This is a genomic window from Spirochaetota bacterium, assembly GCA_035477215.1.
GTDB lineage: Bacteria > Spirochaetota > UBA4802 > UBA4802 > UBA5368 > MVZN01.
In genome coordinates this window covers 1-24,798 of sequence record DATIKU010000014.1, presented here as the reverse complement: position 1 = coordinate 24,798, position 24,798 = coordinate 1, and the positions used below count along the sequence as shown (strand labels likewise).

Sequence of the window (24,798 nt, the reverse complement as noted above, 5' to 3'; positions counted from 1 at the left end):
ATGCGTTTCAACCGACTTGCGCTCATCGCGATCATCGCCCTTCTCTCGTCGGTGACCGGCGCACGAACAAACGAAGCGCGCGTCACCATCGTATATTCCAATTCACTTAACGGCAATCTCGACTACTGCCGCTGCCCGTCCGATCCCAGGGGAGGTCTGGTCAAACGGGCCACCGAAATCGAGTCCATAAGAAAGGAATTCCCGGGCGCGCTCCTTATCGACACGGGCGACTTCATCACGATAGACGACGACCCGCTCCTTTCCCGGCACATCGTCGAGGCCTATCGCGTTATCGGCTACGACGCCCTGCTCGCCGGCGACCAGGAGTTCTCGGGCGGCGCTGACTTTTTCCTTGCGCTCGTCAAAGGGATGCCCTTTGTCTGCGCCAATCTGCAGGTTAAGAGCGGGAGCGACTGGAAGCAGGCCTTCGCGCGAAGCCTCGTGATTGAACGCGGCGGAACGACAATCGGCATCACCGGCGTTATCTCGCCCGCCGCGTTCAGGTATTATCCTAAAAAAGTGACCGGGCGCCTGCGCGTGCTCGATCCGGCTTCCGCGGCCGCCGCCGAGGCCGTCGCGCTCAGGAAACGCGGCGCCGCGCTCGTCATACTCATGTCGCATTCCGGATTGGAGGCGGATCTTGAACTCGGGGAAAAGCTCGAGGGCGTCGACGTCATCGTCGGCGGGCATTCACAGACCCTCACTCCCTGGCCGCGGCAGAGCGGTAATGCGGTCGTTGTGCAGGCGGGCGCCAACGGCGCTCGTATCGGAATACTCGAGCTCGCCCTTTCGGGCGGAAGGGCCCGCGTCGTGAATAACTCCTTTCGCCTTCCCGACGAGCATCAACCGGCGGACGATCCGCGCATCCGCCGCATCATCGACCGCTACAACGCGGAGGTAAAACGCGAAATGGGGAAGACGCGCCCGAAATGATAGAGTTTTCGGATTTCAAAAAGCCCGTCCGCGAGGCCGCCGTCATCATCGCGCTCGCCTGCGTGCTCGGTTTCGCGGTGAACCTCTTTCATCCGGAGGGGTACACGTTTCGCCCCAGGGAGGACCCGGCGCTTTGGAAAATAGTCCGCATCGGCGCAGCGGAGGCGAAGATCAAGTTTGACCTGGGGGTCGCCGTCTTCATCGATACGCGCTCCCCGTCAGAATTCATGGTTTCGGGCATCCCCGGCGCCGTAAACATCCCGGGCATCCCCGAATCATCCGCCCTCGCGGCAATAAAGGCGAACGGCGCCGTTCTCGAAGGTCCCGTCGAACCGGTCATCTATTGTTCGGGCACGGCATGTGACGGATCGGAAGCGCTGGCGCGGATGCTGATCTCGCTGGGCTACCCGCGCAGCGTTTATGTTATGCCAGGCGGCCTGCCGGAATGGGAGGCGCTTGGATATCCGGTGCGCAAAAACGAAGAGGACAAATCGGATTAAATGATTTTTTTCCTACGGAACATTCTGCGCGAAACGATCTACGGCAACGGGCTGACCGCGTTTCTGCGCATCGCGGTCGGCATGGTGTTTGTATGGTCCGGCGGCATAAAACTGATCGATCCCGCAGGGTTTGGCAAGATCGTGGGAATGTACGGTATTCTGCCAGAACCGCTTGCGCCCTACGCGGCCGTCACCATCCCGGCTATCGAGCTGGTTGCCGGCGCCCTCCTCGCCGCCGGGTACCGGATAAAGCCGGCGGCGCTCATCGCTGCGTCCCTGCTTCTGGTCTTCATCGCGGTAACCGCCTATAGCTTCGCGCGCGGCGAGCGCTTCGATTGCGGATGCTTCGGCCTTGCGCGCTTCGGCATCGACGAGACCATCGGCCTTCCCCTTATCGCGCGCAACATCGCCCTCTTCGCCGTCACGATCGTGCTGTTTCGCGCCCGCAGGCACGTCGTCTCGATCGAGGCGATCGCCGAGCGCACCCGGCTCCGCGAGCTGTAAACCGTCTGGAGCGCGTAAAACACGGCCGCTTTTCTACTTGAACGAATGCCCGGCCGCGGGAAAGGTTCCGGACTTCACCTCGCGGGAATAGTCCGAAAGCGCCTTCCTGACGGTCTCCGAGAGGTTTGCGTACTTCTTTAAAAATTTCGGGTTAAACCGCTCGTCTAAGCCCAGCATGTCGTTGATCACCAGCACCTGTCCGCCGCAGAGGCTTCCCGCGCCGATGCCGATGGTCGGTATCGAGAGGCTTTCGGTGATCTCGCCGGCAAGCGCCGCGGGCACCATCTCGAGCACGAGCGAGAACGCACCGCTCTTTTCGAGGATTTTGGCGTCCTCGATCATTACGCGCCGTTTGTCTTCCTCACGGCCCTGGACGGTGTATCCTCCCAGCTTGTGGACGGACTGCGGCGTAAGGCCGAGGTGCCCCATCACCGGAATCGACGCCTTCGTAAGCGCCTCGAAGATGCGCTCAAAATCGCGCCCCCCCTCGAGCTTTACGGCGTTGGCACCGGTTTCTTTCATGATGCGGCCGCAGTTGCGGAGGGTATCTTCCACCGAAACATGGTAACTCATGAAGGGAAGGTCCACCACCATAAAGATATTGGGGGCCCCGCGCCGAACGATCGAGGCGTGGTAGATCATCTGCTCCACCGTCACCGGAAGCGTGGTCGAATTGCCCGCAAACGCCATCCCCACCGAATCGCCCACCAGGATCACGTCGATGTCGCTATCCTCGATGAGGCGCGCGCAGGCGTAATCGTAACAGGTAATCATGGCTATGGGGTCCTTCTCGTCCCTGGCCTTTTTAAAGTCGTTGATCGTTTTTATCCTCGCCATCGCAACAGTACCTCCCTGTATGGTTCGTTCGTTTCCGGGTCCGCGAGTTCCGGATCGATCTCGATCAGGTGTTTCAACACGAACATCCGCTCCTTGATGCGCGGATGCGGTATTACGAGATCCGCCGTCTTCATCACAACATCGTCGTATAGAAGAATGTCGAGGTCGATTATGCGCGCGCCCCCCCGGATTACGCGAACGCGCCCCATATCGGCCTCGATCCGCGCCAGGCGGGCGAAGAGCTCCGCCGGAGGGCAGTCGGTCGACCCACGCACCACCCGGTTGAGGAAACGCGGCTGGTCCACGTAGTCCACCGGGCAGGTCTCCTCTATGGAGCTTTCGCCGGTAATGCAGAGAGCGTTCCGCTCGACGAGCAACCGCCCCGCCCGCCCGATGTTCGCCCGGCGATCGCCGAGGTTCGTCCCGATTCCGATATACGCAATCGCCACGACTACAGCCTGTCGCGGTAGTCGGGCCCCGACACCTCGATTATGACGCACATCTCCTTGATGCGCGAGAGTATCCTTCCCCCGGAAAGCTCTTTCAACGTTTTGAACGGATTGTTATTCGATGTGAAGATGGTGAATTTTTCCGCCTCGTAGCGCGCATCCACGAGGTTGTAGAGTGTCTCGGCCTCCCATGCCGAATCGCGCTGTACGCCGAAGTCATCGACCACGAGTACGTCCACCTCGCCCAGTTCCTGTTCGATCTTGTTCGCCTCGCCGTAGGTATCGGAGTCCTCGTTGAAGGTGGCGCGGAGGCGGTTAAAAAAGGTGCGCGAGATCTTGATGAAGCGCCCCTCGACGGCGTGGCGTATGATGAGCTCGGTGAGGATTATGGAAGAGAGCAGGGTTTTCCCGGTCCCGGGGTTTCCCCAGAGAAAGAGCCCCTTGCCGACATTCGGAAATTTCTTTACAAGGTCGTAGGCGGTGTTCTTGGCGTCGGCGGCCAGTTTGTGAATGGAATCGAACGAGTCGAAGAAGCGCCAGCGGTATTTTTTATCTATGCCGGAGCGCGCGTAAATGGCGTTGATGCGGTCTATCCGCATCCTGATCGAGCGGCAGGCGCAGTCGCGGATATCGCCGGCGTCGTAATGGAAATACGGGGACTCGCCGCCGCACTTGCACGCCGGAAGCACGCATTTCGGGCACGGCGAAAGGGGCACCTCTCCCATCACCTCGAAACCCACCTCGTGCACGATACCGGTATACTCGCAGTACGCGCAGAAAGGGCTTGCCGCCGGTTTTTGCCGCTGCCTGCTGTCTATCGCCATTGGTGTGCTCCCGGGATGATAATTGCGCCCCCCGCATGCGGCCGCACCCTCGATGCTGGCTGCCGGAGGGAATCCTGTCAATCAAATATACCGCCAATATACCGGTTTTCAGCGCGCACGGGCGCTATCCCTTTGCCTGCGCCGGCGGCAGAGCGGCCTTTTATCAGGGGCGCCGAATTTTACCGGGATTTCGTCAGAGGAGGTTCGAGGCGAGCTCGGCAAGCTGCGACCGCTCGCCTTTTTCGAGGGTGACATGAGCGTACAGCCGCTGTCCCTTCATCTTGTCGATGAGATAGGTGATGCCGCAGCTTCGGGAGTCGAGATAGGGCGTGTCGATCTGGTAGGGGTCGCCGGTGAAGACGATTTTGGTGCCTTCGCCGGCCCGGGTGATGATGGTCTTGACCTCGTGCGGCGTGAGGTTCTGCGCCTCGTCGACGATGAAGAAGACCTTGGAAAGGCTCCGGCCCCGTATATAGGCCAGCGCCATTATAAGGAGCTTCTCGTTCGTCACCATCTGCGAGATGCGTCTGAAGTCCTCGGACTCCTCGTCGAACTGGTTCTTGATCACCGACAGGTTGTCGAAGAGCGACTGCATATAGGGGTCGAGTTTGCTCTGGATGTCGCCCGGCAGGTAGCCTATGTCCCGGTTGGAAAGTGGAATGATGGGTTTTGCCAGCAGGATCTGCTTGTATTCCCGCCTGCACTCGAGCGAAGCCGCGAGCGCCATGAGCGTCTTGCCGGTGCCGGCTTTTCCCGAAAGGGTAACCAGGCTTATGGCCGGGTTCAGGAGCGCATTCAGGGCGAATGTCTGTTCGGCGTTGCGCGGAATGATGCCGTAGGCTTTCTTTTTCTCGACAAGCTGCAGGACGTTCTCGTCTTTCACATACATGGCGAGCACGCTCTTGGCGCCGTTACGCATGATGAAGAATTCATTGGGATGGGGCGGCGCACTGAAGCCCGATTCCTCAAAACTGATCAACCCGCCCCGATACATGGTGTCGATCAGTCCGGATGAGACGTTCTCGACGAGGTTCTTGCCGGTATAGAGCTCGTCGATGTCCTTGACCTTGCCGGTCTCGTAGTCCTCGGCTTTAAGGCCGATGCTCTTGGCCTTCATCCTGAGGTTGATGTCCTTGCTGACGAGGAACACCCGTCCGAACCCGAATTCCCTGGCGAGGTTGTACGCCAGTGAGAGAATGCGGTGGTCGGGCGTGTCCTCCCAGAAAATCTCGCGGAGGTGCTCGTCTTTACCGATGTTCGTAATCACGACGATCGTGCCGCCCGAATCGAGCGCCACGCCTTCGTTGAGCAGGCGGTCGCCGATGAGCGCGTCGAGTTCGCGCGAAAACTCGCGCGCGTTGAAATTGATAATCTCGTTTCCGCGCTTGAAACGGTCGATCTCCTCGAGGAGAGTGATGGGGATTACGACGGCGTGCTCTTCGAAGGAATAAATACAGCGATAATCGTAGAGTACAACGTTGGTATCGAGGACGAATATTTTATTATCGTTGCTGAACATGTATGCCGTGTTTATATTCCGCCTGGCGCCGCTGCCGACCATCGATGGGACCATATGCTTTCTGCACGCGAAAGGCAACCATTATTTATTCGTTTCGTGCGTTTTCACGCCGGCGGGGCGGAAAAACGCGATTATTCCTCCAGTCAATAAACTTTATCATTGACCGCGGAGCGGTTAGCCGGTATGGTATTACACATAAAGGACGGCGCCATACCCTCAGCCCCGCATCCCGCACCCCGCCGTCCGCGGCAAGGCTGACATGAAACCACTGAAGATACTTCTTTTAACAATGATCGTCGCGCTCCAGTCCCTCGACGCTTTTGCCGCGGATCGAAGGCCGGAGATCATCGCCTCGTTCTCCACCTCGGTGGAAGATCAGGACGATGCGGTGCGCCACAACATCCGCCTCGCCTGCGGGAAGCTTGGCGGATACGTCATCATGCCGAAATCCATATTTTCGTTCAATGACACGGTCGGCGAAGGCTCCGCCCGGAACGGATTCAGAAACGGCGCGGTGCTCTACCGCGACGAGGTCCGCTACGAACCCGGCGGCGGTCTCTGCCAGGTGTCGTCCACTCTCTTTAACGCGCTTCTTGCCGCGGGCTGCGAAATAGCGGAGCGACACCGTCACTTTCAGCCCGTCACCTATGTGCCGCCGGGACTGGACGCGACGATAAAATACGGAAAGAAGGACCTCCGTATGCGTAACCCCTACGATCAGAAACTGTATATCGAGTTGTCCGTAAGCGGCAAAAGCCTGCTGGTGCGGATTCGGGCTGACGGCCATCCTCCATTTCGCTACGAGATATTCACCGAGGAGGAAGAGGCGGAGCTTCCGATCCAGAACGACGGAAGGCGTCCCCGCGGAGGCATAAGCGTAAACGTCTACCGGAAGAAACTTTCCGGCGACCGGCTCATCGAGTCATTTCTCCTCTATAAGGATCATTACCCGGCGGTGTACCTCAAATGATGCGCGCCCTGCTCATCGCGCTCGCTCTTTTCGCGCCATCACAGGCCTCTCCCGACGATCCGCTTCGGGAATGGGCCGGCTTCGCGAAAAGCCCGGAATCGGCCATGCTCTCCGACTGGATGCGCTGCATTGCCCGCGAGCGACTGGCGGCCAGGGAATGCTCCCGGCCCCTTTCGGTCGGTGTTCCGCCCTATTTCGGGAGGCTCGGCTTTTTTATCACCCTTGTAAAGGGATCGAAGGTACGGGGTTGCTTCGGGGCCTTTCACCATAAAACGGAGGACGCCGAGCTCACCCTGCGCGAATACATAAACGGAGCGCTGTTCCTTGACCCGCGGTATCCTCCCTTGGACCTCCGGGATCTCGGCGAAACGAGGATCATACTCACGGTGGCGGGGGAGCTCGTGCCCGTTGACGACATTAATCAGGTTGATTTTTCCCGTTTCGGCCTTATGATAAGTTTCGAGACCGGCGAAAAGATCGTACTGGTCCCCTCCGAGATCAGGAGCCGGGACCGTCTCGACAGGATGATCGGGTCTGGAACGGTCGTACAGTGCGCGGTTTTCCGCGCCGTGACGATACGCTGAAACCGCGCCTCCACCCGGCGCGATCCCATCTCCCGGAGAATATGACAATGCGCTCACGATTGCTAAAGGCCGCACATACCGCCTCGCTTTTAATCATGGTCGCCGCCACGCTCTCATGCGCGACCACCGGGCGCGAGGTGCTCCCCGACGGCAGGACCGTTTATAAAAAGGCCGGCCCGGCCGACCTCGCCCGCTCCGAGGTCATCGAGGGAACGGTGATCGACGCGGCGACGCGCAAGGGGATCCGCGGCGCGACGGTCGAGATCAAGAACGCGAACATGGGCATGGGCTACTACCGCCTCGAAACCGATTCGAGCGGAGCGTTCCGCATCGACGAATTCATTAAACATGTCCGTTACCGCATAGAGATCAGCGCGGACGGTTATGTACCATATATTACCACCGAGTCGATATCCGCGGGCAGGTACGCGATCGAGCTGCGGCGCGAGGGCATCCTTGAGGGCGTGGTACGGGATTCGGCCGGCGTACCCATAGCGGGGGTCGAGGTCAAACTCTCGTCGGGAGACCAGGGCGAACACGACGATCCGCCGATGGACCGCCCCCTCATCGCCGCGAGTGACGCGGCCGGCAAATACTCTTTTTCGCGCCTGGCCGAGGGCTCGTATGTCGTCGCGTTCGCGAAACCCGGCTATATCGCGGAGACGGCCGTCATACAGCGACTGAAAAGCGGCGAGCGATTCGCGCTTCCGATGAGGCTCTTCCGTCCCGCGTCGATCTCCGGTTCGATCGCCATACAGGGCGTGGATGGCCGCGCCGTCAATATGAACATAACGCTGAAGGGGCGCGTAACTCATGCCGCCGTATCCTACCACGACGGAAGCTACCGGATCGATGACATCAAGCCGGGCACGTACGCCGTGTCCCTCTCCCACGAGGGCTTCTACGCCCTCGACGCACCGCCGCTCGCGATCGAGGAGGGCGCGGAGATTAAAGGCTTCAACTTCACCGTCAGACCGAAGGAACCTCAGATACAGGTGTACTCGTACCGCTACACCTTTGCGCCGGGCATGAAGGTTGAGTTCAATCTCAAAACGATCCGCCTCGAAAAGGTCAACGCCAGGATCTACCGCGTACCGCTGGGCCTCATCCTGGGCGGCCGGGTCGACCCGAACAAGCTCGACGTGCGCGAAGCGAAGCTCGAAACCGTGCGCGAATGGGAGCTTCCCGTTCAGGACTTCCAGCCCTATGAATGGCGTTACCAGTCCATGGACCTCAACGAACCGCTTCCCGCGGGCGCCTACTGCGTCGAGGTCGCGGGTGCCGGGCGCGCCGTCGATCGGAAATTCTTCACCGTCACCTCGACGGGGCTTGTGGTCAAGCGCTCGCGCGAATCGGTCTTCGCCTACGTAACGAGCCTTGTAACGAACGAACCGGTGCCTAACGCCTCGGTGGTGGTATTCGACAATACGCCGGTGAAACAATCTGCCACGGCGCGGCGCACCGCTGCGAAACCGCCCGAGCGCATCGAGGACCTTCCGATTAAAATCGTACGCCGTGGAATGACCGACGCGGGCGGCATATTCCACAATCCGCTTAAAAGCGGCATGCACCTCTCGGTGCTCGCCGTCGCGCCCGATGGAAGCTACGCGTTCGCGAGCACCGGCTCGCCCTACTCCTTCGCGCAGGAGGAGAGCAAGTATTTCGTCTATACAGACCGGCCCGTCTACCGCGCGGGCGACACGGTTTTCTACAAGATAATCGGGAAGAAGCGGGAACGGCGCTTTGCCCCGCTCTCGTCGAGCGCGCTGCATTACGAGATCCGGAATGCCGATTTCGACGAGACGCTCCGGAGCGGCTCCATGACGCTCGACCAGTGGGGGACGTACAGCGGCTCGATCAAACTCGACGGCGAGGCGCGCCTGGGCGAACACCGCATCCGGGTAGGCAAGACCGCCGAGACACTGTACGACGGCGGACGCTTTTACGTGGAGCAGTACCGCAAGCCCGAATTTAAAATCGATATCGCCCCCTCCCGGCCATATTTCATAAACGGCGACACCGCCGAGTTCCGCGTTGACGCCAAGTACTTTTTCGGCGCGCCGCTGAAGGGCGCCCTGGTAAAATACCGCTTTTACGAAAGCCGCCTTCGCGACACCGACACCACCTACTGGTGGGAGGAGGACTACGGCCACAGCGAGGCGTATAACCGCATCAGGCTGGAAGGCGACCGCTACCTCGACGATAACGGCGTGGCCGCGCTGCGCCTGGCCTGCGGAAGTTTTCCATACGACCGCGAGATAACGCTCGAAGCGACGATCGTGGACCGGTCGAACGTCAGCATCACCTCGCGCGCCAGCGTAAAGGTCGGGCGCGGGGACTTCTATATCAAGATCAACCCGGCCCGGAGCTTTTTCGCCGACGACGAAAAGAAGATCGTCGAAGTGAAGACGACCGCCCACGACGGCACCCCCGTCAGCGCGCCGGTCGAGATCAAGGTATTCCGGTATCTCTGGAAACCATGGCAGCGCGTCTACGTGCACGACAAGACCCCCGTTTTCGAGCGTAAGTTCCAGACCGACGAGAAGGGCGCCTACCGGCTCGAGCTCCCGAAAAAGTTCGACCTGTACGGCGAGTTCGACATTCTCGCCGCGGCCCGCGACCGCCGGGAAAACGAGATCACCGCCTCGCGCGTGGTGTGGGTGTACAGCTCGCGCGGCGCGCGCGTGGATTCGCGCTTTAAAAACCTCGAAATGTCCGTTGACCGGCCGGCCCTCGACAAACCCGGAGAGATCACCTGCCTGTTAAAAAGCCGCTTCCCCGACGCGTGGGTGTGCCTCACGGTGGAGGGCCGGGACGTCTACGAAAAGAAGGTCGTTCGGATGACCGGCAACGTCATGCCGGTGAAGATGCTCATAAAAGAAGAATACGCTCCGAACTGCTATATAACCGCGACGATGCAGCGAAGCCGCGCGCTCTTTACGAGCTCGGCCGGCGTAACGCTTCCCGACGCCGACACGCAAATTATGATCAGCATCGCTCCGGCGAAGGAGAAATACCTGCCCGGCGAGAAGGCCACCGTGCGTTTCAAAGTGGACGACGAGAACGGCAGGCCCCTCAGGGCCGACCTATCGCTCGGCGTGGTCGACGAGGCGATCTACTCGATTCGCCACGACCATACGCCGAAGATGCTCGATTTTTTCTACGCGAGGATCTCCAACTGGGTGCTCACGAACTATTCGTACCCGATAACGGTGCTCGCCGGCGCCGCCAAGGAGGGAAAGGTGAAGGTGCGCGAGAAGTTCGAGGACACCGCCTTCTGGAAGGCGGACATACGCACGGGCGACGACGGACGCGCCGAGGTGAGCTTCGACCTGCCCGACAACCTCACCACATGGCGTCTGACCGCGCGCGGCCACGACCTGGCCGGCCGCGTGGGCGAGCGCAAATCTGAAATACTCGTAACGCAGGACCTCATCGCGCGCGTCGGCAGGCCGCGGTTCATGATCGAGGGCGATACCGTGGGACTGGTCGGCATCGTCAACAGCAACACCACGCGCGGGCTTCCCGACGTAAAGACCGAGCTCAAGGCCGACGGGGCGCCCGTTCAGCCCGACGAGTCCGTGCGCATGAGCCTGCCCGCCTTCGGTTCGTCGCGCGCCTACTACACCGTAAAGGTCCCCGAGGGCCGCGATTCCATGAAGCTCCTCTTCTCCGCGACGGCCGACGCAGCGGCGCGCGACGCGCTCGCGCTCAGCATTCCGGTGCACAGCCGGGGCGTGCCCTATGCGCTCTACGGCGCCGGCGACATGGCCGACAACCGGACCGTGTCTGTGAGGCCGCCGCCGGCTGCGGACGACTTCGACTTCGTTCCCTCGGAAATCGTCATCTCGCTTAACCCGGGCCCCATCGCCCGTATGGCGAAGGCCGCGCGCTACCTTGCGGAATATCCGTTCGGCTGTGTCGAGCAGAACATCAATCGCTTTCTGCCCGCGCTGGCTCTTAAATCCATGCTCGCGAAGAGGGGTATGGAAGGGCTCGTATCAGCTCTCAGAATTGAGGAAACGGCCGCGGCCGGGCTCGAACGCGTGCAACGCGCCCAGAACGACGACGGCTCGTGGGGATGGTGGAGCGGAGACCGCGGCAACGAGTTCCTCACGGGCCACGCGCTCTATGCGCTCCATACGGCCCAAATGCTCGGTTATACGGTAGACCGGGAACGGGTCGGGAACGCCCTCCAGGCGGTGGAACGCATGCTCGCCGACGCCGCTAACGACCGCGACGCCGCGGCGTATCTGTTGTACGTTTACGCACTTCACGGACGATGGAACGATACGGCTTTCCGCGAAATAGCAGGCGATAAAAAACCGACTGCATATACGCTTACGTTCCTGGTGCGCGCGCTCGCGCTCGGTCAAAATATACGAAATCTTCAACCCCTGGACCGCGAGCGAATCGAGGCGGCCCTGCCCCGCTTCATCGACACGCTCAGAAACATGCAGAAGCGCGACGCGCGCGGCGTGTACTGGGAGGCCCTTCCCTCGCACGCGTGGAGCTGGCAGGGCGGCAGCGTCGAGCTGACCGCGCACGTGCTGGAATCGCTCGTCTTCGCCGGTGACCGCTCGCCGCTACCCGCGCAGATAGTAAGCTCGATCTCGCGCCGCGGCACGGACGACCGCTGGAACTCGACCAAGGAGACCGCCACGGTGATCCTCGCCGCCTGCCGATACCTGGAGGCCGCGGGCCCGGGGAGCGCCGAAAGCGGAACGGTCGCCTTCTCGCTCGACGGAAAGCCGGTCGCGTCGATATCCTATGACACGGGCTCGATGAAGGACCTTGCGGCCCTCACGCGCCGCGTCGCCGTTCCCGCAACGGCCGCCGGCGCGCTCCACACCATCATTGCCGACGGCAGCGCGGGCGGCGAGGTGAGCTTCGACGTGACGCTTCGGGGGAACCTGTACTTTAAAAGCTCGGAATTCATGTCGCTGTTCAAGTCCGAGGTGCGTAGCATGCGTTCTCTCGAGAACGGCATCGGCCTTTCGCGCAGCTTCCACGCGGTTACGCGCGTGCGCGACATCAACAACAACGAGTACATGGTGCCCCAGGCCATTTCGTCGACCGCGCCAATCCGGGTCGGCGATGAGATCATGGTGAAGGTGCGCTTCCGCGCACAGGACGATTTCGAGTACCTGGTTCTCGAGGACTACCTCCCATCGGGGTTCGAGGTCGTGATGAAAAACGCCTATGACGAGTACCAGCCGTACTCGCACAGCGAGCGGCGCGACAACCGCATGGTGTTTTTCTTTACCAGGATCAGGAAGGGGGAAATATACGAGATCGCCTATATCATGCGGGCCGAGCTCCCGGGGCGGTTCATGGTAAAGCCCGCCCGGATGGAATGCATGTACGAGCCGTCCATTCAGGGATGGGCGGTCCCGGCGCGATTCTCGGTCGAGAAGAAATAGGAGTGCCGCTTACGCGCGGCACTCTCCGGCATTTCTTCCACCCCTGGCTTTGTAATAGGGAATGATGATGATTTTATACAACACCGAAAACATACCGAAAGCGATTCTGGTCAACATGGCGAACCTCCCGCATCCCATCTCCCGCCCGCTCTTCCGGCTGGTGTGGAGCGGGCTTAATGAGTGAGTGCTCGCTCATAATATACATACAGGACCTCCGGGTGTCAATAAAAAAAATTAAATTATTGCCGCTCTGCGTTTTTTTCCTGATCGCCTGGCGCCCCGGAGCCGTTTCACCGGCGACCTACGGCCCCGATATCACCGACGAACAGACCGTTCGTATTCGCATACTTTCAAAGCCGATGCGTCTCTGCCAGGAGGGCGACGCCGCCGCCATGCCGATTTTCTTATTTCCCGAAGACACGCGGTTCGACGATGCATCCGGTGCCGGGAGCGTGTCCATACGGCGCGCCGAAGCGCGTCCCGCCGTCGGCGGATGGACGCTCGTAACCGACGCGGGCGATCTGAGCGGCACGTTCGGGGGGATGATGGATACGCCCGGCCCGGACCACACGTTCGAGCTGAGGACCGGGAACGAGCGGCGGCGCTACCCTCTCCCCCTCGAGATCAGGAACCACAAAGGGGGCATGGAATTCATCATCACCGAGCGGCTTCCCCGATACGCGCGCGATTGTGCCCGCGTTGAATACGGCCCCATGCCGCCGGGCACGGAAGAGGCGTTCGAGGCCCTGACCCTCCTCATCGAGGCCCGGCATGAACCCGGCGGCCGCTCCCGCGCCCATAAAGACTACGACGCGTGCGACCTCGCCCACTGCGTCGTTTACCGCGGCCTCGCCGGCGCCCCCCCCGCGCCGGAAACTCCGTGGCGCATCGACCCGCGTTCGCTCGCGTGCGGTGCGCATTTCCACGCGGAGTGCGGCGGGCGCACGCTCGGAGCGCGCGTTTTCGGCCCCGCCGGAAAAACCTGCCATGGGGAGCGGGACCGCCTGTCGGAAACGGGAACGAAACTGTGCGGGGGCGCCCGCTCTGCATGGCAGGCCCGCCTTCCGGCGAAGGACCTCGCCTCCATTCTCACGGGGAGCGACGCTCCTTATTTGTCACCGGTTTCCCTCTCGATCGACACAAAGACGCTCACTGTAACCCTGCGCGCCGGCGACATGCACCACGGCTACCCCGCCGAAGACTTCAGGTTGCGTATCAACCGTCGCAGGGGATGGAGTTTTTTGAAAAGCAACGAGTACCGGATTGAGACGATACTGGAGCGCGGCGAAACGGTATTCATCTTCAACGGCACCGGGAACGGGCACGGCGCCGGACTCTGCCAGAAGGGCGCGCTCGGACTCGCACAACGGGGATACTCCCGCCATGAGATACTTGCTCACTATTATCCGGCGGTCCGCTTCATGCTGTATAAACACCAGGTCGAGGCGCCCCCACCCGGGCTTTCACACGCCCTCTTCGATCTCCAGAGCGGCGAGATCACCCGCTCCAGCCACCGGGGTATCGAAAACCGCGTTCTTCCGCCCGGCTCCATCTTCAAGCTGGTCGTGGCGCTGTACTGCGCGGCCGAGCGGCCGGACCTCTTCGACGCGCACCGGTATCACTGCACGGGTCGCGCCGGAACGCCGCTGCCCGAACGGTGCTGGACACCCGTGGGCCATGGCGACGTCGGCATGAGTGAGGCGCTCTCGCATTCGTGCAACCTTTATTTCGCCTCCCTGAATGGTTCGATCAATGTAAGCTCTTTTCGCCGCTTTTGTGAATCGCTCTCCACAGCGGGAATTCGAATCGAAATGCCTCCCGTTCACGGCCCACGGGAATCCGCTCACCTGCTCGCCGGGCTCGATTACCGGTTCGGCCTGTCGGTTCGCGGCCTGGTCGCGCTCGCGCGGCTCGTTTCGCCGGGGGAAAACGCGTCATTCGAAATTCAGATCGCGCCCGGGCGGCGGGCAATCATCTCACGGGCGCTGTTCGACACCATGGATACAGGGACCGCCGCCGGCGTGCTCGGAACCGGGCGATCGGACCCCGACCGTTCGTGGGGCAAGACCGCGACCATTCTTTCCGGCACCAACCGGTTGACGGGATACGGGCTTTTCCTGGGAGGATACGGTGAAAACGGCATTCTCATAATACTGAAGGATGGAACCGGCGCGCAGGCCGGCCGGTGGGCGGTCAGTCTCCTTCACGGCCCCGCTTCGGGCGCGGTTGAAAAAAAATGAATTTTCTCCCCCCCGGGGTCGATATATTCTGTATACACGAACATTCGCACGCATATAACATTCAACGAGATAAAGAGGTTCTTTATGAGACGAGCAATCATATCCATAGGGCTGATCGCCGGCACGGCACTCTTCGCCTTTATGGCCGTGCTTATGCCCCTGTACGCCCAGGAGGCGCCCAAGGAGGCCCCCGCCGAAGATAAAAAAGAAAGCGCACAGCCGATCGAAGACATCGGCGGATGGCGAGTGAAGGACTTCAAGCCGTATATTCAGGCGATGCGCGACCTCCAGAAACTCAGCCGCGAATACGCGGAAAACCTGTTAAAGGTGGCGATAGACGAGTATTCGACGGGCCTCGACATTCTCGAGGACATGGAGAATGAGGTGGCCAAGATCGCCGTCGCCAATAAAGACAGGAAAAACCTCAACGAACGATGGTACTGGCAGGAGATCGACCGCAAAAACCAGGAGGCCCGGCAGATCGCGAAGCTCCGCTACGACGCCAAGATGAAGGCCGTCACCTTCTTCACCCGGGCCATTAACAAGCTCGACGAGGTGCGTTTCACCGAGGTGCGCAAGGACCCGAAATTCGTCAACTTCCAGTCGCGGCTTTACCAGGTCTACGTATCGTGCCAGTACGACGTGCAGAACCTTAAGCCCTGCATCCCGATCCTCGAGAGGTACATCGCCCTCTCCGACGCCAACAGCAAGGACGTCTGGGCGTACCGCTATCTCAGCAGCTGCTATGGTTTCATGGAGAACATGGTGGGAAAGTTCCGCCTGGGTTCCGAGGAAGAAGTACTGAGGTACAAGCAGCTTAAAAACCGCAACATGCTCAAGGCGACCGAGATCCAGTACGGCATCGATTCGCCGGAGTACAAGCACATCCAGGAAATAGTGGAAATCAACGAGAAGAAGACCGAGCGATTGAACGACTTTAAATAGCAACACCTGCGTTATCGTTAAGCAAAAAAGGCGATGATTCGAATCACCGCCTTTTTTATTGATACGCGTCGTGGATGCGCCGCCCGTTCACTCAGTGGCGGGCTCCACGGCCAGGCCGGTCACCACCCGATACGAACGCCCGTCACAATAAAGGAGGATTTTGAGTACGACTCCCTCGGGGACATGGAGACGCATCGGCTCGGGCTGCATGATGTTGTTGGCCCGCTCGTAGCGTTCGCGTCTCAGGTTGAGCTCCCATCGCTCGAAGGCGATCACGAGGTATTCCCCCGCCGCGACGGCGTGCCTGAAGACGCGACGGGTCTGTGCGGGGCCGGTATCCGTCCGGCCCGCTTCAACGCCGTTGATGAAGACCTTATAGAAAAGCATCCCTCCCGACGGCGAACCGGGCGTATCGTCGATAGCCTCGACCTCGAGATTGTGGGCGCCCGGCGAACGATACCTGACACCGTCGGCATAGCGGTACACGGTCCTGGCGGTTGCCGCGTCGATCACCTCGGTGCGGCTCCCGTCCGATACGAAGATCATGCGCCGATCGGGGCCGTCGAGAAAACGCGCCCTCCCCGGCAGCATAATCGCGATCCGTACATCGTCGACCACACAGCGCAGCTCCCCGCCGATACGCTCCAGGATCACCGGTCGGTCGCCATACAGGGTGAAATCGACCACCCCCTTTCGCTCCAGCACCTTTCCCCCGTTGAAATCGGCCGAATAGAGCGTGCCTTCCTCATTTTCGCCGTCGCCGTACAGGGCATAGAGCGTCTTCCCCGACCCGCAAAGACGCCGCGGCGTCGAATCGAACCGCCCCAGGGAGAGCTCGGACGCGCCGTCATCGCCCTGCATCCACCGCCCGGCAAAGGCCTCGCCGGGTTCGGCGCGCACATAGTACACCGCGCCGTCCTCCACGAGAAACCGCCCGACGCCCGATTTAACAGGTAATGCCCGCAGGCCTTCCGGGTCCGCGATGTGCAGCCGGCCGTCGAGCAGCAGTACCTGCGGCGCGGGCGCCACGGGCACGAATCCGCTCGTCGACGCGCGCACAGCACCGTGCCATGCCAATACGGCAAGGACAAGCGGGAGGACGAATGATGTGATCGAACGTCCGCGCTTAGAGCTTCTCAAGGGTGTCCATGAACTCCGATTTGAATATCCTGGCACCCAGACCGCTCTGTTCGTCGATGATCTCTTTTAATACCTCGGGCGTGGTGAGCGGGTTAATGGTGACGGCCCGCAGCACCACGATTTTCTGCGGGTGATAGCGAGTGGACTCGACCATGGTCCGCGAAACGAAGCTGTTGTCCTCCTTGCGTATCGCGCGGTGAAGCTCGATATTGAGCTCGTTCAGCGTGTCGTTGATGCGACGGAGTCTTTTCAACAGCTTTATAAGCCGGTAGGGATCGGCCTCCTCGTCGATCTCAATCATCAGGGCGTTCAGCCGGGCCTGGACCCTGCGGGGGACATAACGGTAGTTGAAAATGAAGATATCCGGGACATTCATCGGCTCGAAATCGGAATGCCGCGTAACGATGTCCCTGAGCGTCCCGGTTATGGCGAAGGCGTGATCGAAAAGTACGCGGAAGCCCTCCTTGCCGAATATCTTGAAGGTGACCCAGGGCTTCAGGCTGGAGAACGGGCGCGAACCCTCGACAGTGAAACGCCCCTGGTCGACCGAGTCCGGTCGAATGATGTAGTTGGAGGTGTGCTTGATGTAGTTGAGCGCCGTCTCGGTCCTGAAAAGTATCATTCCCATCGAGAGGGGGGAATACATGAGCTTATGGGCGTCGAAGGTCACGGAGTCGGCCTGGTCGATCCCCTTGAAGAGATGGCGGTATTTGTCGACGATGAGCAGAGCCCCACCCCAGGCCGCGTCCACGTGGAAGAAGGTTTCGTTTTCGTCCGCGATGCGGCGCAGCTCGACAAGGTCGTCGATATTGCCCGTTTCGGTCGTGCCGGCGATCCCAATGATCGCGACGATCCTCGTCTTCTCGCCGGAGCGCTCGTTCTGCTCCCTGATCTGCGCGCACACCTGGCGCAACCGCGCGATGTCGATCCTGTTTTCGGTATCCACGGGTATCTTGATGACATTGTGGTTTCCGATGCCGAGTATGCGCGCGATCTTCTCGATGGAATAATGCCCGCGGGCCGAAACAAGCACAACCGCCCGCCTGCAGTTGTAGTAGCGGTAGGCATCGTAGATGCCCGCCTTGCGGATGCCGGGAAAGCGCCCGCTCGCGGGGAACGCCTTGTTGCGCGCGACCATGAGCGCGGTGAGGTTCGCCATTGTGCCGTCGAGCGTCACGTTGCCGAGCGCTATACGGTGGTTCTGCACGTGCGTGCGGTAGAAGTTCTGCGAGCGGTCGAAGATGAGCCGGTGGATCCAGGCGATGAGTTCGCGCTCCAGAAAGGTCGAGGCCTTGGCGGTCTCTATCTTCACCTGGTTCTGGTTGAGCGCCGCTATGATCATTTCGAGGAGGATCATGAAATAGGGAATGGCGCTGGTCATGTGGCCTATGTAATAGGGATTGCCCACCTTGACCGAGTGGGCGATCACCTTGGTTTTTATTTCGCCGAGAATGTCTTTAAGCAAGCTCGGGTGGCGCGGAATTTCCATCACGGAAAATATCTTCGCCAGTTCCGGAAGGGATATCTCGCTGTGGATGCCGCCCTTGGACTTGAAAAAGTTATGGATGAGATCGAGGAGTTCGTGGCCGAACTCGAGGAACTTGTCGGGGCTATCCGGCATTATAAACAGCTTTCGCAGATGCTCGAGATCGGCCCGAACCTCTGTCGTTCGTTTTTCCTCAACCACATTGAAGAGCTTCATGGTGTCCGGACGCCTGCCATAGAGTTAGGGAAAAAGGCGCCGGCCCTCCTGCGGCACGGCCCCTTCCCATCACATGAATATTAATCCTATTTTGCAAGTACTTTTAATCATTTAAGCTGCCTTTACGCATACTGGACACAAGTGTATCAAATTCCCCTCTATTATTCTTAAAATTAATTAGGAAATGCCGAATCATTAGAAGTCTTCACAACTCAGCCCCTACCCCTCTATTTTAAAAAAGAGAAGTGCAATCCAGTAAAAGAGCCAAATGCCCGAACTTCCCTCTCTTCTCAGAAAAAGGGGCCGGGGTGAGTTGAAACGGTCCATGCGTGACAAAAAAACAATTGACAGGTAGTTTACTTTTTTATTGTGTAATGGAATACTTAAACGACGGAAGGAATGGGAGATATCATCGTGCTTTTCTCGGATGAACAGGTAAACCACACCAGCGAGATACTCAAATCGATCGCCCATCCCATCAGGCTTAAAATCCTGTGTTTTCTCATGGACGGGGAGAAGACGGTGGGCGAGATCGAAAAGGAATTCGGCTCGTCGATCTCGAACATCTCCCAGCACCTTACGGTCCTCAGGAAGATACACATGGTCAATCGCCGTAAAGAGGCCAATTTCATGTTTTACTCGGTGAAAGACCCTAAAATAGCCGAGCTTCTGGGCACCCTCAAACGGCTCTACTGCACCGGGTAGCCCCCGGGGCGCTTCTCAGTACACCTTCAGTATCCGCCGGGTGTTGAAATACCGGTCCTCTTTTCGCATGTAACAGAAGGCGTGTATATAAGTTTTATTCCCGTTCATTACGACCTCCTTGGGCAGGATGCGCCGGGTTGTGACGCGGCCGCTTTCGTCCATGTAGCGGATTTTGACCACGTCGCCGAGGTAGATATTGTTGTTGAGGTTAAGCCGTCGTTTTTCCTTGCGCGTCAGCTGCGGCTGCATCGCGTCGCCGTGAAGCCGCGTGAGATCGCCGAAGGTCCACTCCGCGAGGGCGTCGTGGAAACGAACCACCTTGCGAAAAACCTCCATACACGCGCAGGCGTCGGCGAGCGCGCGGTGATGGACTGCGCTTTCGATGTCGAGGTTGGCGCAGAGCGTCTCGAGCCGGTAATTGGGCATGTTGGCGAAGGTTTTCCGCGAGAGGCGCACCGTATCATAGGCGTAGAGCCGGGGAACGCTCATCGCGCTCCGTTTGAAGGCCACTTCGAGAAAGGTAAGGTCGAAGTGCGGGTTCTGTATTACGAGCATCGCGTCGCCCATAAACTCGGTCACCCCGGGCAACACCTCGCCGATGCGCGGAGCACCATGCACCATTTCGTTTGTTATGCCGTGAATCTCGATGGCGCGCTCGGGTATTTCCTGGTCCGGATCGATCAGCGTGGAAAATGTGGCGAGCGTCTCGTCGAGCGTAAATCGCACCATCCCGATTTCCACGATGCTGTCCAGCGCGGGATTCACGCCGGTAGTCTCGAAGTCCAGCGCGCAAAAAACCGCGTCGCCGAGCCTCGTGTATTCGTTGACCATAAAGAACGGATTCCTTTCAAGGCGTCACGCTGCTCTCTCCGGGCCGAGAGCGGCGCGGTTTTCCGCCGGCAAGTCCTAAAACTCCCCGACCAGCCGTACTTCCGGCTCGAGCATGACGCCGAATTTAATATACACCGTTTCCCGGATAAATTCAATAAGTCCGCGTATGTCCGCGGACCGTGCGCCACCGGCGTTGACGATGAAATTGGTGTGCAGCTCCGACACCATCGCCCCGCCGATGCGGTGAGCCTTGAGCCCCGCGTCGTTCACCAGCTTCCACGACGAATACCCCTGCGGGTTCTTGAACACAGACCCTGCCGATGGATACTCGAGCGGGTGCTTTTTCGCGCGCTCATCGAGCAGCTCGCGTATCCTGTGACGCACGACCTCTCCGTCGTCCGCATGGCGCAACCTGAACCAGCCAGCGGTGATGATGGCGCCCTCCTGCACGTCCAGGTGCCGGTAGCGCGCCATGGAGGGTACAATTTCCTGCAGCCTCACCTCCCCGGCCGTATCAACGTATTCGACCCGGTACAGGATGTCCACGAAATTGCCGTCGACCGTCCCCGCGTTCATTACAATGCCGCCGCCGATACAGCCGGGTATTCCGGCCATGAATTCCATCCCCGAAAGGCCTTTGTCCGCGCAGATGGAGACAAAGTCCTCCTTGCGGACCGAAGCGGGAGCATAGACCACATCGTCCTCGATGACCGGCCCCGATGCGTCCAGGGCTTCGGGCGAAATACATACCGTGACTCCGCGGACACCCCGGTCTCCCACCAGAAGATTGGACCCGCCCCCGATTACGGTGCGCGGCAGTCCGGATTCGGCGCAGATGCGTACGATCTCCCCCAGTGATTCGACGCCGGATGGAACAACCAGCACGTCGGCGGGGCCGCCGGTCTTGAAGGTGGTATGCCTGGAGAGCGATTCGTCGGTCTTCACCACGCCCAGCCCCCGGAGGCGCCGGACAACGTCCTGTGGAACGGTGACGTTCATACCGGGACACAATCGTCAAATGGCGAGGTTTTGTCAAAGATAAAAGCGCCCGCACTTTTTTATTTACAAATATGGCTATACTGCCATAGTAATGTCTGTCGATAATGAGTATACGGCGTGGAGAAAGAATCTCGTAATGATAGAAAGGCCCCTGCCGGGCCCGGAAGGAAAGATTGATCCGCAAGTCCAAGAAGACACCCATACCCGATCTCACCGAATTCACCGACGATGAAGGCAAAAAGTGGATTCAGACCTCCACGGAAGACCTGTTTTCGGTAAAGGAGCTCAACGAGGTCCTGGAGTCCATCGAAAAGGACAGGGACTCCGGGGAGATCGTGCTGGCCAGGATCGATTTCCGGCGCGTCAACAAGGAATACTACGAAACCGTAAAGGAGCTCCAGGCGACGCTGAAAAAGCGCAACCAAATACTGAAAAAACTTATCGTCGAATCGAAAACTGTAATTGACAGAAAGAACCGCAAGCTCAAAGAACTCATTGAGTACATCAAGAAACTGCATGTACTCCTGTCGTATTACAAGCTGCGGCCCGAAGACTTCGAGAAGATCGATTTCAGCGTCCAGGTCCATACGCCGCAGCCGGCCGTCGGGGTGCCCCGCGAAGAAGAACCGGTCGCGGTGGTCGAATACACCCCGGTCAAGGAGATGCTGCTGGGCGACTCCGGCGAGGAGGCAGAACCCGTCAGCCGCTGACCCCCGCCGCCCATGTCGGACGCTTCATGCAACCACATTCGCGACAATAGCATCTGGAGGATACCGTGGCGCTGCGACTCTATAACACTCTTTCCGGAATGGCCGAGGAGTTCGTGCCGGGCGGCCGGAGGAAGGACTCCATTTCCGACTACCCTCCCGCGAGCATCTATTCCTGCGGGCCCACCGTATACGGCCATGCCCATATCGGCAACTTCCGCACCTTCGCCTTCAACGACCTGTTGCGGCGTTACCTGAAGTTCCGGGGCTACCGCGTCGACCACGCAATGAACATCACCGATGTCGACGACAAAACGATCGCCGGGGCGGCGCGCGAGGGGCTAAGCCTCTCCGAGTACACCGCCCGGTACACTTCAACCTTCTTCGAGGACCTGGCGACGCTGAACATCGAGCCGGTTGAGCACAACCCGCGCGCGACCGAATCGATCGACGACATGGTCGAGATCATCTCCCGCCTGGGCGAAAAGGGCATCGTCTACGAGAAGGACGGCTCGCTCTACTTCAGCATAGCGAAGTTCGAATCGTACGGAAGGCTCTCGCGCCTCGACACGCGCGAGGTGAAGAGCGGCCTGCGCTACGACACCGACGAATACGCCAAGGACGACGCGCGCGATTTCGCGCTGTGGAAGGCGCCGAAAGAGGGCGAGCCGTACTGGGACACTCCCTTCGGCAGGGGCCGCCCGGGCTGGCACATCGAGTGCTCGGCCATGGTGCGCCGCATCTTCGGCGGCACCATCGACATACACACCGGCGGCGTGGACCTCATCTTTCCGCACCATGAAAACGAGATCGCCCAGAGCGAGGCCGCCTACGGCGAGCAATTCGTGCGCCGCTGGATACACGTGGAGCACCTGCTGGTCGAAGGCTCAAAGATGTCCAAGTCGCTCGGCAATTTCTATACGCTCCGCGACCTGCTCGAAAAGGGCCATTCACCGCGGGCCATCCGCTACCTGCTTATTTCGGCGCACTACCGCAAGCAGCTCAATTTCACCTTCGAGGGACTCGCCCAGGCGGAAAGCGCGCTCGCGCGCATCGATAACTTCCTGCTGCGCCTCGACGGCATAACCGCCGGTGACGGTGCGAACGACGGGCCTGCCGGCCTGATCGACGGATTCGTCGAGCGCTTCACCGCCGACATGGACGACGACCTCAACATCTCGGGGGCGCTCGGACGCCTCTTCGAATTTATACACGAGACTAACGCACTCATCGACCGCAGTGCGCTCTCGAAGGCCGACGCCCTCCAAGTGCTCGGCGCGCTGCGGAGGGTCGACTCCGTGCTCGGCGTCATTTTCTTCGCTGCGCCCGGGGACGACGTCGACGAGGAGCGCATCGAGCGGCTCATCGAAGAACGGCGCGAATCCAAGAAGGCAAAGAATTTCGCCAGAGCCGACGAGATCCGCGCGACGCTGGAGTCCGAAGGCATTGCCCTCGAGGACACGAAGGACGGCACTCGGTGGAAACGAAAGAGATAATCGGCCGCAACCCCGTCCTGGAATACCTGCGGGCGCTCGAGGAACGCCATGGCGGAGAGCTCTTCATCTCGAAGAGCGCGCACGGAAAGATCATCGACGTTATCGTCCGCGAGGCGAAACAGCGCGGAGTCAAAATTAGCTATTGCGATAAGGACGTACTGGCGAAGGTCGATTCCTCCTCACGCCACCAGGGCGTTATGCTGCGCCTTGCGGCTCGCACCAGGCTTCCGCGCGAGGAAGACTTTCTGGACGAGGTCGCCGCGGCTTCGGGCGTCATCGTGGCGCTGGACCGTCTTTCCGACCCGCACAATGTTGGCTCCATAATCCGAAGCGCCGAGGCGCTCGGCGCATCGGGCGTGGCGCTCTCTCGCGCGCACTCCGCCGAGGTTACGCCCGTCGTGGTGAAGGCTTCCGCGGGCGCAACGGCGCACCTTCCCGTACTCACCGTATCGAACGTCGCGCAGTTTCTGGAAAGGGCGAAGGCGCGCGGCTTCTGGATCATCGGAACCTCCGGCGAGGGCGAGTCGTCCCCAGAGGACGTAGCCGAAGTACGTCCGGCCGTGCTCGTAATAGGAAGCGAGGGGGAGGGCATGCGGCGCCTCACCGAGCACAAGTGCGATTATGTGGTGCACATTCCGCTGCGGGGGAACATCGCGTCGCTCAACGCATCGGTGGCGGCGGGAATCATCCTGTACGAACTTCTGAAACAAAACCGTTAAATCACCACTTTTTTTATCCGACCGCTTGCCGCTTCCCGCTTTTTCTATTATATTTTAATAATTTATTAAATACTAACAATTGGAGAACAATCATGAACACTCATATACTACCCACCCTGCCCTACGACTTCACGGCGCTCGAGCCTCATATAGACGCGAAAACCATGGAAATACACCATGGGAAACATCACGCGGCCTACGTACAGAAACTCAACGCCGCGGTCGAGAAGCATTCCGCCCTGGTGGGACTGCCGGTGGAAACGCTGCTGGCGAACCTGCCGAGCCTGCCCGACGACATCCGCGATGAGGTGCGCAACAACGGCGGCGGGCATTTCAACCACAGCCTGTTCTGGAAACTCCTCAGGGGAGGCGCAAGACCCGCTCCCCAGGGAGACCTGGCCGCCGCGTTAGTAGCCCGTTTCGGCTCGCTGGACGCCTTTCGGACCGAGTTCGCCGCCGCGGCCACAAAGCGTTTCGGCTCGGGCTGGGCATGGCTCTCGCTGAACGCGCTGGGCGGGCTGGTGGTCCACTCGACGCCTAACCAGGATAGTCCTATTATGGAAGGCCTGGTGCCGATACTGGGCCTGGATGTGTGGGAGCATGCGTATTACCTGAAATACCAGAACCGTCGTCCCGACTACATCGAAGCATTCTGGAAGGTGCTGGACTGGGCGCAGGCCGGGGAAAACTACCGGCTGGCCCTGGAAGGGATGGACCGTTGCATTCCCGTGGCGGTAAGAAAGGTCTCCTGAGTCAGTTGCAGGGATAAGG

Annotated in this window: 21 protein-coding genes; 13 read left to right on the top strand and 8 right to left on the bottom strand. The window is 59.9% G+C overall.

Translation table 11 applies throughout. The annotated features are described in order from the left end of the window. Genes VLM75_02110 through VLM75_02100 form a run of 3 tightly spaced genes read left to right on the top strand, consistent with a single transcriptional unit; the run spans position 1 to position 1,937 of the window. Entirely contained in the window at positions 1-933 is a 933-nt protein-coding gene (locus tag VLM75_02110; protein ID HSV95708.1) for a hypothetical protein, read from the top strand. Next, the gene (locus VLM75_02105) at positions 930-1,433 is read left to right on the top strand and encodes a rhodanese-like domain-containing protein (protein HSV95707.1); all 504 of its coding nucleotides are present in this window, start codon (positions 930-932) and stop codon (positions 1,431-1,433) included. The genes VLM75_02110 and VLM75_02105 overlap by 4 nt, the downstream gene beginning before the upstream one ends. Continuing rightward, on the top strand, positions 1,434-1,937 hold the full coding sequence (locus VLM75_02100) for a MauE/DoxX family redox-associated membrane protein (GenBank protein ID HSV95706.1): 504 nt from the start codon (positions 1,434-1,436) through the stop codon (positions 1,935-1,937). Between the two features lie 33 nt (positions 1,938-1,970). Here VLM75_02100 and panB read toward each other — a convergent pair whose 3' ends face one another. The 4 genes from panB to VLM75_02080 form a co-directional block, all read right to left on the bottom strand. Further along, on the bottom strand, positions 1,971-2,774 hold the full coding sequence (panB, locus tag VLM75_02095) for a 3-methyl-2-oxobutanoate hydroxymethyltransferase (protein ID HSV95705.1): 804 nt from the start codon (positions 2,772-2,774) through the stop codon (positions 1,971-1,973). Then, complete coding sequence (gene folK / locus VLM75_02090) at positions 2,762-3,223, bottom strand: 2-amino-4-hydroxy-6-hydroxymethyldihydropteridine diphosphokinase (protein ID HSV95704.1); 462 nt, start codon at positions 3,221-3,223, stop codon at positions 2,762-2,764. The genes panB and folK overlap by 13 nt, the downstream gene beginning before the upstream one ends. 2 nt (positions 3,224-3,225) lie before the next feature. Further along, positions 3,226-4,047 carry an AFG1/ZapE family ATPase gene (gene zapE / locus VLM75_02085; GenBank protein ID HSV95703.1) on the bottom strand — a complete coding sequence of 274 codons (822 nt, stop codon included), beginning with the start codon at positions 4,045-4,047 and terminating at the stop codon, positions 3,226-3,228. Positions 4,048-4,240: 193 nt separating this feature from the next. Beyond that, positions 4,241-5,620 carry a PhoH family protein gene (locus tag VLM75_02080; protein HSV95702.1) on the bottom strand — a complete coding sequence of 460 codons (1,380 nt, stop codon included), beginning with the start codon at positions 5,618-5,620 and terminating at the stop codon, positions 4,241-4,243. 205 nt (positions 5,621-5,825) lie between these two features. Between VLM75_02080 and VLM75_02075 the strand changes: the two genes are divergently transcribed. From VLM75_02075 to VLM75_02055, 5 genes are all read left to right on the top strand, one after another. Beyond that, positions 5,826-6,536: a VanW family protein gene (locus tag VLM75_02075; GenBank protein ID HSV95701.1), complete on the top strand. Its 711-nt coding sequence runs from the start codon at positions 5,826-5,828 to the stop codon at positions 6,534-6,536. Continuing rightward, on the top strand, positions 6,533-7,120 hold the full coding sequence (locus VLM75_02070; GenBank protein HSV95700.1) for an AMMECR1 domain-containing protein: 588 nt from the start codon (positions 6,533-6,535) through the stop codon (positions 7,118-7,120). Before VLM75_02075 ends, VLM75_02070 begins: the two co-directional genes overlap by 4 nt. Before the next feature lie 47 nt (positions 7,121-7,167). After that, the gene (locus VLM75_02065; protein HSV95699.1) at positions 7,168-12,543 is read left to right on the top strand and encodes a carboxypeptidase regulatory-like domain-containing protein; all 5,376 of its coding nucleotides are present in this window, start codon (positions 7,168-7,170) and stop codon (positions 12,541-12,543) included. 176 nt (positions 12,544-12,719) lie between these two features. Further along, positions 12,720-14,783: a hypothetical protein gene (locus tag VLM75_02060; GenBank protein ID HSV95698.1), complete on the top strand. Its 2,064-nt coding sequence runs from the start codon at positions 12,720-12,722 to the stop codon at positions 14,781-14,783. A gap of 84 nt (positions 14,784-14,867) precedes the next feature. Next, positions 14,868-15,728 carry a hypothetical protein gene (locus VLM75_02055; protein ID HSV95697.1) on the top strand — a complete coding sequence of 287 codons (861 nt, stop codon included), beginning with the start codon at positions 14,868-14,870 and terminating at the stop codon, positions 15,726-15,728. An 87-nt stretch (positions 15,729-15,815) separates the two neighbouring features. Here the strand turns inward: VLM75_02055 and VLM75_02050 are convergent, their stop codons facing one another. Both VLM75_02050 and VLM75_02045 read right to left on the bottom strand, forming a co-directional pair. Further along, entirely contained in the window at positions 15,816-16,868 is a 1,053-nt protein-coding gene (locus VLM75_02050; protein ID HSV95696.1) for a hypothetical protein, read from the bottom strand. Beyond that, positions 16,855-18,570 (bottom strand): pyridoxal-dependent decarboxylase, encoded by a 1,716-nt coding sequence (locus tag VLM75_02045; protein ID HSV95695.1) that lies wholly within the window; start codon positions 18,568-18,570, stop codon positions 16,855-16,857. The genes VLM75_02050 and VLM75_02045 overlap by 14 nt, the downstream gene beginning before the upstream one ends. A 399-nt stretch (positions 18,571-18,969) precedes the next feature. On the opposite strand from VLM75_02045, the gene VLM75_02040 reads away from it, so the two are divergent. Next, a complete protein-coding gene (locus VLM75_02040; protein HSV95694.1) occupies positions 18,970-19,275 on the top strand; it encodes a metalloregulator ArsR/SmtB family transcription factor in 306 nt (101 codons plus the stop codon). 15 nt (positions 19,276-19,290) lie between these two features. Here the strand turns inward: VLM75_02040 and VLM75_02035 are convergent, their stop codons facing one another. Further along, positions 19,291-20,106: an exonuclease domain-containing protein gene (locus VLM75_02035; GenBank protein ID HSV95693.1), complete on the bottom strand. Its 816-nt coding sequence runs from the start codon at positions 20,104-20,106 to the stop codon at positions 19,291-19,293. Between the two features lie 75 nt (positions 20,107-20,181). Continuing rightward, the gene (gene murB, locus VLM75_02030) at positions 20,182-21,105 is read right to left on the bottom strand and encodes a UDP-N-acetylmuramate dehydrogenase (GenBank protein HSV95692.1); all 924 of its coding nucleotides are present in this window, start codon (positions 21,103-21,105) and stop codon (positions 20,182-20,184) included. Positions 21,106-21,278: 173 nt separating this feature from the next. Here murB and VLM75_02025 point away from each other — a divergent pair, with 173 nt between their 5' ends. The 4 genes from VLM75_02025 (at position 21,279) to VLM75_02010 (ending at position 24,779) form a co-directional block, all read left to right on the top strand. After that, on the top strand, positions 21,279-21,815 hold the full coding sequence (locus VLM75_02025) for a hypothetical protein (GenBank protein ID HSV95691.1): 537 nt from the start codon (positions 21,279-21,281) through the stop codon (positions 21,813-21,815). A gap of 98 nt (positions 21,816-21,913) precedes the next feature. Further along, the gene (gene cysS, locus VLM75_02020; protein HSV95690.1) at positions 21,914-23,308 is read left to right on the top strand and encodes a cysteine--tRNA ligase; all 1,395 of its coding nucleotides are present in this window, start codon (positions 21,914-21,916) and stop codon (positions 23,306-23,308) included. Beyond that, positions 23,290-24,027 (top strand): 23S rRNA (guanosine(2251)-2'-O)-methyltransferase RlmB, encoded by a 738-nt coding sequence (gene rlmB, locus VLM75_02015; protein ID HSV95689.1) that lies wholly within the window; start codon positions 23,290-23,292, stop codon positions 24,025-24,027. The genes cysS and rlmB overlap by 19 nt, the downstream gene beginning before the upstream one ends. Before the next feature lie 92 nt (positions 24,028-24,119). Further along, a complete protein-coding gene (locus tag VLM75_02010) occupies positions 24,120-24,779 on the top strand; it encodes a superoxide dismutase (GenBank protein HSV95688.1) in 660 nt (219 codons plus the stop codon). The last annotated feature ends 19 nt before the right edge of the window (positions 24,780-24,798 follow it).